Annotated in this window: 11 protein-coding genes; 5 read left to right on the top strand and 6 right to left on the bottom strand. The window is 66.8% G+C overall.

Annotated features, from left to right (window positions below):
* The first annotated feature begins 183 nt into the window (after positions 1-183).
* Positions 184-1,677 (top strand): amidohydrolase family protein, encoded by a 1,494-nt coding sequence (locus ACQR10_RS30185; protein ID WP_410051419.1) that lies wholly within the window; start codon positions 184-186, stop codon positions 1,675-1,677.
* Positions 1,674-2,603, top strand: a complete 930-nt coding sequence (locus tag ACQR10_RS30180) for a CobW family GTP-binding protein (RefSeq protein WP_316216536.1) — start codon at positions 1,674-1,676, stop codon at positions 2,601-2,603. The genes ACQR10_RS30185 and ACQR10_RS30180 overlap by 4 nt, the downstream gene beginning before the upstream one ends.
* Before the next feature lie 16 nt (positions 2,604-2,619).
* Here ACQR10_RS30180 and ACQR10_RS30175 read toward each other — a convergent pair whose 3' ends face one another.
* Together ACQR10_RS30175 and ACQR10_RS30170 are read right to left on the bottom strand one after the other, a co-directional pair.
* Positions 2,620-3,756, bottom strand: coding sequence for a GGDEF domain-containing protein (locus tag ACQR10_RS30175; protein ID WP_316216537.1), 1,137 nt, complete (start codon positions 3,754-3,756; stop codon positions 2,620-2,622).
* A gap of 93 nt (positions 3,757-3,849) precedes the next feature.
* Positions 3,850-4,914 carry a J domain-containing protein gene (locus ACQR10_RS30170; RefSeq protein WP_316216538.1) on the bottom strand — a complete coding sequence of 355 codons (1,065 nt, stop codon included), beginning with the start codon at positions 4,912-4,914 and terminating at the stop codon, positions 3,850-3,852.
* A 129-nt stretch (positions 4,915-5,043) separates the two neighbouring features.
* Here ACQR10_RS30170 and ACQR10_RS30165 point away from each other — a divergent pair, with 129 nt between their 5' ends.
* The 3 genes from ACQR10_RS30165 to ACQR10_RS30155 all read left to right on the top strand — a co-directional run bounded on the left by ACQR10_RS30165 (position 5,044) and on the right by ACQR10_RS30155 (position 8,820).
* Positions 5,044-5,211, top strand: coding sequence for a hypothetical protein (locus ACQR10_RS30165; RefSeq protein WP_315804823.1), 168 nt, complete (start codon positions 5,044-5,046; stop codon positions 5,209-5,211).
* A gap of 183 nt (positions 5,212-5,394) precedes the next feature.
* Positions 5,395-6,270 carry a dihydrodipicolinate synthase family protein gene (locus ACQR10_RS30160; protein ID WP_315804824.1) on the top strand — a complete coding sequence of 292 codons (876 nt, stop codon included), beginning with the start codon at positions 5,395-5,397 and terminating at the stop codon, positions 6,268-6,270.
* A 216-nt stretch (positions 6,271-6,486) separates the two neighbouring features.
* The gene (locus tag ACQR10_RS30155) at positions 6,487-8,820 is read left to right on the top strand and encodes a xanthine dehydrogenase family protein molybdopterin-binding subunit (protein ID WP_434848565.1); all 2,334 of its coding nucleotides are present in this window, start codon (positions 6,487-6,489) and stop codon (positions 8,818-8,820) included.
* A gap of 86 nt (positions 8,821-8,906) precedes the next feature.
* Here the strand turns inward: ACQR10_RS30155 and ACQR10_RS30150 are convergent, their stop codons facing one another.
* The 4 genes from ACQR10_RS30150 to ACQR10_RS30135 all read right to left on the bottom strand — a co-directional run bounded on the left by ACQR10_RS30150 (position 8,907) and on the right by ACQR10_RS30135 (position 13,265).
* Complete coding sequence (locus ACQR10_RS30150) at positions 8,907-9,992, bottom strand: tetratricopeptide repeat protein (protein WP_316177388.1); 1,086 nt, start codon at positions 9,990-9,992, stop codon at positions 8,907-8,909.
* Positions 9,993-10,000: 8 nt separating this feature from the next.
* Positions 10,001-10,903: a tetratricopeptide repeat protein gene (locus ACQR10_RS30145; RefSeq protein ID WP_434848596.1), complete on the bottom strand. Its 903-nt coding sequence runs from the start codon at positions 10,901-10,903 to the stop codon at positions 10,001-10,003.
* Between the two features lie 342 nt (positions 10,904-11,245).
* Complete coding sequence (locus tag ACQR10_RS30140; RefSeq protein ID WP_316216542.1) at positions 11,246-12,625, bottom strand: sensor histidine kinase; 1,380 nt, start codon at positions 12,623-12,625, stop codon at positions 11,246-11,248.
* Positions 12,600-13,265, bottom strand: a complete 666-nt coding sequence (locus ACQR10_RS30135) for a response regulator transcription factor (RefSeq protein ID WP_315713962.1) — start codon at positions 13,263-13,265, stop codon at positions 12,600-12,602. Before ACQR10_RS30135 ends, ACQR10_RS30140 begins: the two co-directional genes overlap by 26 nt.
* Positions 13,266-13,284 lie beyond the last annotated feature (19 nt).

The following is a 13,284-nucleotide window of genomic DNA, read 5'->3' as shown; positions in this document are numbered from 1 at the left end:
GGTCGCTTTTCGCAATCCTGACCGATCGCTTGCGCAAGGGGAAGAGCGGGGGCGGCAGGTCGACGAACTGATAAGTGCGCCACGCATGGCTCGGAGAGAATCGATCTCTCCCGCCGCGTTCTCATCGTCGCGCATCTGTGTTAGGGCTTTCAGCAGTTCCACTTCGCGAGCCCAGCTGATTTCATGCCTCACTACGATCTGATCATTCGCGGCGGTCGCGTGCTCGACCCGGAAACGAAGCTCGACGCCACGGCCGATGTCGCCATCAAGGATAGCGCAATTGCTGCCGTGGGCGATGTCGGCGGGGCTGCCGATCAGGTGGTCGATGCGGCCGGCCTCGCCGTCGTACCCGGCTTCATCGATCTGCACGCCCACGGCCAGTCGCTGCCGGCGGACCGCATGCAGGCGTTCGACGGCGTCACCACGACGCTCGAGCTCGAGATCGGCGTGATGCCGGTGGCGCGCTGGTATGACGAGCAGGCGGCGATCGGCCGCCTTCTGAATTACGGCGCAGCGTCGGGCTGGGTGTTCGCGCGCATCGCGACGATGACGACCCAGCAGACCGCGTCCAACATCGCCGGCATGGGCGAGGCGATGCGCGACAAGCGATGGGTCGAGGAGGTCGCGACCGCGGCCGAGACCGCCGAGATCGTCGAGCGCACCCGGCAGGGTCTGGAGCAGGGCGGTCTCGGCATCGCCTTCCCGAATGCCTACGCGCCCGGCACCGGCATGAAGGAGCTGTCGGAGCTGTGCAGCCTGGCGGCCAGGCACGACGTGCCGACCTATACGCACATCGCCTACATGTCGAACGTCGATCCGCGCAGCTCGGTCGATGCCTACACGCGGCTGATCGGGCTGGCCGGCTCGACCGGCGCCCACATGCACATCTGCCATTTCAACAGCACGAGCCTGCAGGATGTCGAGCGCTGCGCCGAACTGGTGCAGACCGCGCAGAAGCAGGGCCTGAAGGTCACGACTGAAGCCTATCCCTACGGCACCGGCTCGACCGTGGTTGGCGCCGGCTTCTTCGCCGACCCCGCGTTCTGCCAGCGCATGGGCACCGGCTATGACGCGATCGAGATGGTGGCCGAGCGCCACCGGCTCGGCAGCCGCGACGAATTGCTCGCGCGGCAGCAGGACGATCCTGGCGCATTGGTGCTGATCCATTTCCTCGATGTCGCCGTCAACCAGCGCCACCGCGACCTGCTCGACGTCTCCGTGCTGTTTCCGGGCGGCGCCATCGCTTCCGATGCAATGCCGTGGATCCTGTCCAACGGCACCGACTACACCGGCGACGCCTGGCCGCTGCCGGATGACGCGGTGTCGCATCCGCGCTCATCGGCGACGTTCACCAAATTCCTGCGCGAATGGGTGCTGGACCGCAAGGCGGTGCCGCTGATGGAGGGCCTCGCCAAGTGCACGCTGATTCCGGCCCGGATTCTGGAACCGTCGACGCCCGCGATGCGCAAGAAGGGACGGCTGCAGGCCGGCTGCGACGCCGACATCGCGGTGCTCGATCTCGTGGGCCTGCGTGACCGCGCCGACTTCCTCAACATGAACCGGCCGTCCGAGGGCGTGAGGCATCTGCTTGTCAATGGCCGCGCGGTCATCGCCAATGGCGAGCTCGTTCGCGACGTCAGGCCGGGACAGGCCGTGCGCCGTCCGGTCCTGTCATGAACGTCCCGGTCCTGCTGGTTGCCGGCTCGCTCGGCGCCGGCAAGACGACCCTGCTCAATCATCTGCTCGCCAATCCGGGCGGGCGGCGCATCGCCGCCGTTGTCAACGACTTCGGCGCGGTCGACATCGACGCGCAATTGCTCGGCACTGTCACGGAAGGCGTGATCAGCCTCAAGAACGGCTGCATCTGCTGCTCGCTGCAGGGCGACCTGCTGCGCACGCTGTCCTCCGTCATCAAGCGCGATCCGGCACCCGATGCGATCGTGATCGAAACATCGGGCATCTCCGATCCCGCCGAGATCATCCGCAGCCTGATGGATCCCGTGATCTTCAGGGTCGCGCCGCTGGAGACCGTGGTCACGCTGGTCGATCCGCAGCGGCTGCGCGATGATCCCGGGATCGCGCAGGACGCGCTGTGGCGCTCGCAACTGCGCGCCGCCGATTTCGTGCTGCTGACCAAGGCCGATCTGCTCGACCGCGCCGCGCTCGATGCGGTCCGCGGCGTCGTCGGCGGCATCAAGCCGCAATCGGCGATCTTCGAGATATCGCATGGCGTCGTCGCGCCGGACCTGCTGTTCAGCCGCGACATTCGCGCGCCGCGAGAGCTACCCAAGCAGGTGCCGACGATGTCGCAACCTTTCGCAACCCTCACCTGGACCTCCCGTGCTCCGCTGTCGCTGGCCCGCTTCCAGCAGGTGATCGGCAAGCTCGCGCCGCGCACCCTGCGCATCAAGGGCATCCTGCTGTTCACCGGCCATCCGGGACAGCCGATCCTGTTTCAGTCGGTGGCGACGCGTGGCACCTTGGCGCCGTCGCCGGTGTCGCCCGCCGATGGCCTCACGGCGCAGCTCGTGCTGATCGGACGCGAAGGTGAGCTCGACGCCGGGGAGATCGACGCGCTGCTGCGCGAGGTGATCGTCGCCTGAGATCGAAGGCCGCGCGTCAGCCCGCCTGCCGCAACGCGCCGTCCGCAGCTTCGGCCCAGGTGCAGCAGCCGCCCCCGGCGCGCTTGGCGGCGTAGAGTGCGCTGTCGACCTGGCGCAGAACCTCGTCCATGGACTCGTCCGTGAGCGGCCGGTCGTTCACCAGCAGGCCGGCGCTGGCGCCGATCACCACGGGAATGTCGGACAGCAGGAACGGCATCGACAGCGAGCGGACCGCCTCGCGCGCGAGCGCCAGCGCCTCGTCGCGTCCGTCCGCGCCGCTCGCCACCGGCTTCAGCAGCATGAACTCATCGCCGCCGAAGCGCGCGGCGAGACCGCCCCGGCCGACACAGCTCGACAGCCGGGCTGCGACCTGACGCAGCAGGTCGTCGCCGGCGTGGTGACCGTGGCGGTCGTTGACGGGCTTGAAGCCATCGAGATCGATGGCAACGATCGCGACAGTCCCGGTCGTGCGTTCAAGCGCAGCCAGGAAGGCCGCCCGGTTGGGCAGGTCGGTCAGGAAATCATGGTTGGCCTGGCGGGCCAGCGCGTGCTTGGCCTCGAGCCGCTCGATGAACGCGGTGCTGAGATGGCGCGAGGCTTCGCGGATCGAGAACCAGAACAGCACCAGCAGGACGGCCCCGAGCTGATAGGGCAGCTCGGGGCGCATCAGCCCCGCGATCAGCGTGGGGGCGAGCAGCACGGCGGTAGTCGTCAGCACGACCCACGGGCGGATCGCCGCGCGCGACACCATGCCGACGCAATAGGACATCGACAGGCCGAACGCGATCCATGCGCCCGGAGCATCGTCGAGCTGGAACGCGCGGAAGGTGAGAGCGCCGAGCGCAAGGCCGAAGGCGGCGGCGCCCGCGGCGTACACCTTCTCCCACAGGATCACGTCGCGATCGGACAGGCGTCCCGCATATTGTTTGTAGCGCAGCAGGCTGACCACGCGACCGATGGCGTTGACGATGATCGCGAATGAGATCGCGATGTAGCCGGGATCGCCGTGCAGGACCGCAAGCGTGACCGAGCCGGTGATGGCGGCCGCGTTGATCGACATGACCTGCGGCAGAGACGTGTACAGCAGATCGACGAGCTCGCGCCGGATCGCCGGGTTCGGATGGATGAATCTGGAAAGCAGCCCGTGTCCCATGGGACCACCATGGGACACCTTTCCTAACAGTTGATGGGCGCGAACGATTCGCGCGACGAAGGTTCGGAGTTACCTTAAATCTTCGTCAATCGCTCAGGGCGCGCGGCTGGGGTCGCTGGTTGGATAGACCGGCGTCGCCGTCGACATCCGCGAGGGCATCGGCGCCGCCGCCGCCATTTTCGGCGCCTCTGCCTTCGGCGTTTCCGCCTTGATGTCGGATTTTGGCGGGTCGAGCTTCAGCGGCCGCAGCGGCTGACGCTTCGCCATCGCGTCGAGCACGGCGCGGTTCGTCTTCTCGATGCGCTTTGCGGCCGCGACGTCGGCAAAGGCCCGGTCGAATTTGCGCATGCGATAGAACACGATGCCGCGGTCGATATAGGCCTCATGGTAGCGGGGATCGAGCTGGATCGCCGCGTCGAGATCGGCCAGCGCCGCCGCGAAATCGCCTTTCTGGAACGCGGCCATGCCGCGATCGTGATGGGCCTGGGCCTCGTTCGAGGCCGTACCCCCGGCGAGCATGGCATCTGCTCCGCATGGTGCGGTGGCGCCTGCCGCACAGGGCGCGCGATCCTGCTCGGCCGAATAGACCACGTCGACCTTGCTGGCCCGCAGCGGCAGTGGCTCGGTGGACGCCGCGTTGTTGCTGCCCGATGCGTTTCCGACCGTTGTGCCGGCAGCCGCCTCGTTGCCTGCGGCCGCGTCGACGGCCGTCGCCGTATCGGTGGGGCCATCGATCGGCTTGGCGGGAACCTCGTTCGGCTTCACCTTGTTGGTGGCAACCACGATCGGCTCGAGCGGCGCGACGGACGCCGAGGACATGTGCGTGAACAGCAGGTAGCCCGTCAGCGCCAAGGCGGACGCCCCGGCCAGCGCCATCACGCCGGACGCGACCGTGTGAACCCTGGCGACGACCGCGAGCTTGGAATCCTGCCGATGCTCGTCCTGCGCGGCTCCGAGCAGCCGGTCATAGGCCGTGCGCTGCTCCTTGTCGCCGAGAATGTCGTTGGCGCGGATGATCTGTCGAAACCGCAGCGCGGCGTCCGGATCGCCGGGATTGACGTCGGGGTGGCTCTCTTTGACCGCTTTGCGGAAGGCCGCCCGGATATCGTCAGCGTCATCGTCCGGAAGAGCTCCGAGTAAATCGTAAAGCGTCTTCATCGCCGTTCTCGCTGCAGGCTTCCCTCGTCTCCGATCGAAATTCCTACGGCGAATTTACGCTGGAGCACTCGTACTAACTGTTTCCGCTTGGCATGATGGTTGGTCAATCCGGCGGAAAAATGACTGAAAATGGCGAAGTTCGTAGCCATTTTTGCCGTGTTTGACGCCACCGCGTTCGCCCTTCCTCGTCATGGTGCGCGCAATCGCAGATTGAATCGCTGCTTTCTCATCGCCTCTGCCGCCGGACCTTCCTCCATGGTGAAGAAGAAGTTTGAAGCTGGGTTTAACGCGAACTGATCGGCAGGTCAGTTGTGAGCGACAACATGCGATTGCTGCAGCAGTGTGACACCGTTGCACCCGCCCGCGCGAGCCAGGTTCCGCCCGGACGGACGCGTCGCTGGAAGCACTCAGTGCCGAGGGGGCTGCCCGCGATCATGCGCGTGCTTGCGGAGGCGGCGGCCCGGCCGCTATACCCGCCGCATGACTGAATTTCATGGTGTCTTCCCCTACCTGGCCTCGCCGATCGGCGCGGATGGCACGATCCGGACGGAGGTGCTGGGGCGGCTGTGCGATGATCTCATCCATGCCGGCGTGCACGGCCTGACGCCGCTCGGCTCGACCGGCGAGTTCGCCTATCTCGACCGCGCGCAGCGCATGACCGTCGTGGAGACAACCATCGAGGCCGCCCAGGGCCGCGTTCCCGTGATCGCAGGCGTGGCCTCGACTGCGATCGCTGACGCGGTGGCGCAGGCCAAGGCTTACCAGAAGCGCGGCGCAACCGGCATCCTGGCCGTGCTCGAAGCCTACTTCCCGGTCAACGACGCCGGTATCAAGGCGTATTTCCGGGCGATTGCCGATGCCGTCGACATTCCCGTCGTCATCTACACCAATCCCCAGTTCCAGCGCTCCGACCTGTCGCTCGACGTCATCGCTGATCTCGCCGAGCATCCGCGCATCAACTACATCAAGGACGCGTCCACCAACACCGGCCGGCTGTTGTCGATCATCAATCGCTGCAGCGACGCCATCAAGGTGTTCGCGGCGTCCTCGCACATTCCGGCGGCGGTGATGCTGATCGGCGGCAAGGGCTGGATGGCCGGGCCGGCTTGCATCATTCCGCGCCAGAGCGTCGAACTCTACAATCTCTGCAGGGCGTCGCGCTGGGACGATGCGATGCTGCTGCAGAAGAAGCTGTGGCGCGTCAACGAGGCCTTCGCCCGCTTTAACCTCGCGGCCTGCATCAAGGCCGGCCTGTCGATCCAGGGGTACGACGTCGGCGATCCCGTGCCGCCGCAGGCCCCGCTCTCGCCCGAGCAGCGCAAGGTCGTCGAAGAGGTGCTGCGCAGCCTGGCGTGACGCTGGTCTGGCTTGACCCGGCCATCCATCCCAAACGGAGACGGGACTGTGGATGCCCGGGCCTTCGCTGGGCCGAAGCGGTTTCGGCTGCGCAGGCGGGCCAAGCCCGGGCATGACAGTGCGGTATGACGCACCAGCACAATCATGGCTTGGCCAGCGGAACATCGATCCGCTAAAACCCCATGCAATTACATTGAACTGACCAAGGATTCCCGAATGAACATTCTTCCCAACAATATGCGGTTTGGTGCGGGGCAGCCCGTCAAGCGTCTGGAGGACCAGCGGCTGCTGACCGGGAAGGGGCAGTTCATCGACGACAAGGCGGAGGACGGCGCGCTGTGGCTCTACGTGCTGCGCTCCCCGCATGCGCATGCCAGGATCCTGTCGATCGACACCGCCGCCGCCCGCGAGATCGCGGGCGTGCAGGCGATCTACACCGGTGCGGACCTCGTCGCCGACGATGTCGGCACCATTCCGACATTGGCGATCTTCAAGCGTCCCGACGGCAAGCCGATGACGGTGCCGCCGCGCCGCCTGCTCGCCCATGAGGTCGTCCGCTTCACCGGCGAGGCGGTCGCGGCCGTGGTCGCGGCGTCGCGCACGATCGCGCAGGAAGCGGCGGAAGCGATCGTCGTCGACTACGAGGTGCTGCCGGCGGTGACCGATCCGGTGAAGGCGCTCGAGCCGGGTGCGCCCGTCGTCTGGGCCGAGGCGCCGGACAATATCGTTGCCGCGATGAGCTATGGCGATGCCGCCAAGGTGGAAGAGGCCTTCTCCAGCGCCGCGCACAAGGTGTCGCTCGACATTGCCAGCCAGCGCCTGGTGCCCTCGGCGATGGAGCCGCGCTCGACCATTGCCGAGATCGAGAAGAAGACCGGCCGGCTGCTGCTGTACGTGCAGTCGCAGACGCCGGCCTCGACCCGTGACGTGCTGGCGGAAGCCGTGCTGAAGCGGCCGAAGGAAAGTGTGCGCGTGCTGGTCGGCGACATCGGCGGCGGCTTCGGCCAGAAGACCAACCTCTATCCTGAGGACGGCATCGTCGCCTATGCCGCGACCAAGCTCGGCAAGAAGATCCGCTGGCGCGCCGAGCGCACCGACGAGTTCGTCGGCGGCACGCATGGCCGCGACCTCACCTCGACCGCCGAGTTCGCTTTGGACGCCAAGGGCAAGGTGCTGGCCTATCGCGTGCGCTCGATCGGCGCCACCGGCGCCTATTCATCGGGTGCGGCCAACATCATTCCGCTGGTGCTCGGGCCGTTCGTGCAGACCGGTGTCTATGACCTGCCGCTGGTGCATTTCGAGGTGAAGACCGTGATGACGCATACCGCGCCGGTCGGTGCCTATCGCGGCGCCGGGCGTCCCGAGGCGGTGTTCATCGTGGAGCGCCTGTTCGACGCGGCCGCGCGCCAGATCGGGATCGATCCGCGCGCGATCCGCAAGGCCAACTACATCAAGCCGGCGCAACTGCCCTACACCAACGCCGTCGGCCAGGTCTATGATTCCGGCGCCTTCGCCCACATGCTGGAGCGCGCGTCCAAGCTTGCGGACTGGGACGGCTTCAATGCGCGCAAGCGCGAAGCGAAGAAGCGCGGCATGCTCTACGGCCGCGGCCTCACCTCCTACATCGAATGGACCGGCGGCCGCGCCCACACCGAGAAGGTGTCGCTGCACGCGACCTCCGAGGGCCGCGTCATCCTGCACTCCGGCACCATGGCGATGGGGCAGGGATTGCAGACCACCTACACCCAGATGATCTCCGACACGCTGGGGATCCCGCTCGACAAGATCGACGTGGTGCAGGGCGACACCGATCTCGCCACCGGCTTCGGCAGCGTCGGCTCGCGCTCGCTGTTCGTCGGCGGCACCGCGGTGGCGGTGTCCTCCAACGATCTCATCAGCAAGGCGCGCGAGAAGGCGTCGAACCTCTTGGAGACCGCGGTCGAGGACATCGAGTATCGCGACGGCGTCCTCACCGTCGTCGGCACCGACCGCCGCATCAGCCTGTTCGAGATCGCGCAGAAGGAGCAGGGCGCCAAGCTGTCGGTCGACAGCGAGGGCGAGGTCGATGGTCCGAGCTGGCCGAACGGCACCCATATCTGCGAGGTCGAGATCGATCCGGAGACCGGCATCAGCCGTGTCGTGCGCTACACCACCGTCGACGACGTCGGCGTTGCCGTCAATCCGATGCTGGTGGCCGGCCAGATCCATGGCGGCGTCGCCCAGGGCATCGGCCAGGCGCTGTACGAGAACGTCGCCTACGATGCCGATGGCCAGCTCCTGACCGCGACCTATCAGGACTACTGCATTCCGCGCGCCGACGACGTGCCGCCGATCGTCGTCACGCTCGATGATTCCGCGCCCTGCAAGACCAACCCGCTGGGCGCCAAGGGCTGCGGCGAATCCGGCGCCATCGGCGGCCCGCCCTGCGTCACCAATGGCGTGATGGACGCACTGTTCGAGCTGGGCATCACCAATCTGCAGACCCCGCTGACGCCTGAGAAGGTATGGACGGCGATCCGGGATGCGAAGGCCAAGAAGGCGGCGGCGTAAGCATAACTTCACTTCTCAGACCGCCGCATCCGTCTGCCGCTTGCCGGCATTGAGGATGCGGCGGTCAGGCCACCGCAGACGAGATGCTACCCGCGGATGGCGATGCCGCGGCCACATGCACTGTTGATGAAGCAGGCGCGCAGCGCGTCGTCGAGCTGGTCGGACCGTTTGCCGTTCAGAGCGAGGTCCGGAAAGCCATGACCCCGCAGGTAGACCTGCATCTGCAGGATCGCGCGATTGCCGCCCAGCGCGACGATGGTTTCGAGGTCCTGCCTGGCATCCGGCTCTCGTCCGGTGCGGGTGAGGATCAAGGCGCGCTGCACGAACATGTTGACGAGGTCGGGTCGGGCCGGGCCGGGAAGCACCCGCTGTCCGGGCGGACCGAGAACCTTGTTCAGGTCGGCAAGCGCTGCGCTGTCGTCTCCCAGCCCGGCCAGTATCGTCGCCCGCATCTGCAGCGCCTGGAGATCAGACCCCGCCGCGAGGATCGCATCGAGATCCTCCTTGGCGCCAGCCGCCTTGCCGGTCTGCAGCCTGATCTCGGCGCGTGTCATGCGGCTTCGCCGATCGTCGGGCTCGATTGCGATGGCCCGATCGAGATCCGCCTCCGACTGCTCCGGCCGGCCGCTTCGGTTTGCAAGGATGGCCCGGATCCAGAGCGCATCGACCGATGGCGGGTTGCGGACGAGGGCGTCGGTGGCCAACTGAAGCGCGGCCTGATCGTCCTGACCGATGAGGATGAAGGCCATGGTCGCCAGCGCGTCGGCATTCTCAGGGGCGGCCTGCAGCGCCGCCTTCACGTCGCGCGTGGCCTCGGTCAGCTGGGCGGGTATCCTTAGGCGGGCGCGGAGCAGCAGCGCCGGCACGTTGCCGGGCTGCTCGGTAATGGCGGTATCAAGCTCGGCGATCGCCTGCGGCAGCCTGGCGATCTCGGTGAGCTGACGCGCGCGAACGACGCGCTGCTGCGAACGGACATCCGCCGGCAGTGTTGCTGAAACTTCCGGCGGATCACATTCGCCGCGGGCTCTCGCCGGATAGGGCAGCTTGCATGTTCCGAAGCCGAAGGAGCGGATCGGGCCCGCCGTTCCAAGCATGTCTTCGGCGAGAGAGGGCGTGCCCAGCAGCCCGGCGATCAGGATGAGCGGGATGGCGGAGCGAATGCGGGATGTCATCGGAGGACTCACTTGCAGAGCTTGTCGAGCATGCAGGCGCGGATCGCGTCCTTGAAGTCGGGCGTCAGTTCGTCAGGCGCCTGGTTCGAGCGCCAATAGCCGGCGGTGCGCAGCGCCAGAACGGTCCGCTTGAGCACCGACTCTTCGATGCTCACGGCCAGCACCATGTCGTCGAACGCGAGATCGGTCTCGTCGAGTTCCCGATGCATCAGTGCACGCATGCGGAACGCCTCGCCGGATGGCGGATCAATCGCCGCGGCACGATCGAATTCGGCGATCGCCTCGCGGAATTGCTGACGCTTGGCGTGGATGAGCCCGAGGTCGAAGAAGGTCTCATATTGCTCGGACCCGAGCGATTTGGCTTCCTGCAGGTCGGCAAACGCCTCCTGCTCTCGTCCGGGTCTGTAGGTGAGCAAGTGGCCCCGTGCCGTGAGCGACAGGGGAATCCGTCGATAGGTTACGGCAGCGTTCAAGTCCTGCTCTGCACGGTCAAACTGGCCGACTGTCCAGTAAATGCGCGCGCGGTTCTTCAGAGCGACGATGTAGAAGTCGAGCCGGTTACCATAGCCGTCGAAATAGGGCTGCAGATTGATCTCGTCGGGACCGAGCGCAACCAGCGCGTCAGCGGTTTTCAGCGCTTCGTCGAAGCGGCGCAAACGCTGATGACTGTCGCTGCTGAGCAGCAGCGCATACTGGTTTCTCGGCGCGATCGCCAAGGCCATGTCATAATAGCGGATCGCGGAGCGGTCGTCACCGGCGTCTGCATAGGAGGCGCCGACGCGCCAGATCGCATTCGGATTGGATGGATTGAGCGTCAGGACCTTCTCGATGAGTGAGTGGCTCAGTGTGAGATCGCCGAGACGGGACGCCGTCGTCGCGCGGGACAGCAGCAGTTCTTCATCGGTCGGCATCAGCGCGATGGCGGCATCGTAATCCTTCGCTGCAAAGTCCCACCGCTTCGTGTGATAGTAGCCCGAGCCTCGAACCGAGAGGGCGCGGCCACGCTCGGCCGAGGATGTGTTGGGCTCGGCAAGGATTCGGGAGCAGGCCGCAATGACGATCTCGGGGGAGGTCCTGAGCAGGGACTTCGCGCATTCGCCGTTCTGATCCGCGGCGGTTGCCGGTGCGGTGCATGAGAGACTGGCCGCTGCAACAATTCCTAGAACGGCAAGCCGTACCATGGTGGTTCCCCTGATGCTGGGAACGACATACCGTTGATTTCAGAACGGGCGTGTAATGAAACAACTAAAGGTTTAGCCATGGGGCTGGGGTGGTAGTTCCAGGATCACGCTGAAGTCGCCCGCGCTGCCCGCAAACCGCAGGTTTCCGCCGTGGGCCTCCGCGACGTCCTTGGCGATCGCAAGCCCAAGCCCCGATCCATGCGAGCCGTCGCCCTTCTGAAACGGCGCCAGCAGTCCGGTCTGCGCCTCCTCGGCGATCCCCGGCCCATCATCCCAGACGACGATCGCGACACCCGCCGCCGCCTTCTCCACCCTCACCATCAGCCGCGTCCGCGCGCCATGCGCCAGCGCGTTGTGGATGAGGTTGGCAAGCGCCTCGCGCAGGCTGATGGCGTCGGCGGCGACCACCGCGTTCTCCTCCGACGCCACGAAGCTGACCGAGACCTCCCGATCCAGCGTCAGCGGCACGCTTTGCGACAGCACCGATTTCGCCAGCGCGTTGATATCGGTCGCGGCGAAGCGCGGCGCCTGGGCGCGGTGCTGGATCATGGCGTGGTCGAGCAACTGACTGGTGAGACGGGCGAGGTCGGCGATGCGGCCGCGCAGCCGGTCGAGCGCCTTCGGGTCCTTGGTGTGATCGCTCAGCAGCTCGACCTCGGCATCGATGGCGGCGAGCGGCGTGCGCAGCTGGTGGGTGGCGTCGGCGATGAAGCGCTGCATCAGCGTGATGCGCTCGGCGAGGCGCTGCATGAAGCCGTCGATGGCGCCGACCAGCGCGCGCACCTCGCGCGGCGGCGTGATCGCGATCGGGCTGAGATCATCGGGGCGACGCTTGACGATCTCGGCCTCGATCCGCGTCAGCGGCGCGAACACCAGCCGCAGGCAGAGCGCGGTCGCGACCAGCGCCAGCAGGCTCATCGCGGCGATCAGGCCGATCGCCTTCGAGGCAAGATCCCAGGTCAGCGCGTCGCGGGCGCGCAGGGTCTGCGCCAGCACGATCAGGCTCCAGCCGTCGCCAGGCGCGCCGTCGAGCTTGCGCGCCACCGCGGCGATGCGCACGGCCTGGTCGCGATAGACACCGTCGCGCAGCACCACGCCCTCGCGCAGCGCCCTGGCGGGCACGGTGACGGCGAGGTCGTCATAGCCGGCGATGACGACGCCGCGCGGGTCGGTGACGCGATAGAACACGAGGTCATAGGCCGACAATGTCGCGAACGCTGCCGCCGGCGGATCCAGCGTCACGACGCCGCCCTGCATGTAGATGTTCTCGGCGATCTGCACGGCGCCGCCCGCGAGCAGCTTGTCATAGGCGTCCCGCGCGGCGGTCGCGGCATATTGCCAAGCGGCGAGGCTGAGCACGACGGCGCCGATGGCCAGGATCGCGCCGATCGCGATCAGCAGCCGCGCGCGCAGCGACGCCCTGAGGTCACGAAGCGTGGAGCTGATAGCCAAGGCCGCGCTCGGTCTTGATTTCGACTGACGTCGCCGCCAGCTTGCGCCTGAGACGTGCGACGAACTGCTCGACCGCGTTCGGGCTCGGGTCCTGGTCGAAGCTGAAGAGCTGCTCGACCAGCTCCTCCTTGGCGACGTAGCGTCCGGGGCGTGCGGCGAGGATTTCCAGCACGGTCAGCTCGCGCCGCGTCAGGTCCAGCGGTTGGCCGGCGACGCTGGCGGTGCGCCCGGCGCGGTCGATCACCAGCGGCCCGAGGGTCAGCAGATTGTCGGACTGGCCAGCCGCACGCCGCAGCAGCGCACGGGCACGCGCTTCGAGCTCGCGATAGTCGAACGGCTTGATCAGGTAGTCATCGGCGCCGAGATCGAGCGCGCCGATTCGGTCGTCGACCGCCGAGCGCGCGGTCAGCACCAGCACCGGCGTGCGCAGGCCGCGCTTGCGCAAATGTTTCAGCACCGCGAAGCCGTCCATGTTCGGCAGCATCACGTCGAGCACGATGAGGTCATAGGTCTGCACCTCGATCAGCTCGCTCGCGGTGCGGCCGTCCTTCTCCCAGTCGACGGCGTAGCCGATCCGCTCGAACCGGCTGGTCACGGCGGCGCCGATCTCGGGCGTGTCTTCCACCAGCAGGATGCGCAAGGTCTCGTTGTCCGCCTCG

The sequence above is a fragment of the Bradyrhizobium sp. HKCCYLRH2060 genome, from assembly GCF_051168135.1.
Taxonomy (GTDB): domain Bacteria; phylum Pseudomonadota; class Alphaproteobacteria; order Rhizobiales; family Xanthobacteraceae; genus Bradyrhizobium.
Note: the sequence above shows the minus strand (reverse complement) of the source record. Positions and strands in the feature narration are given on the sequence as shown.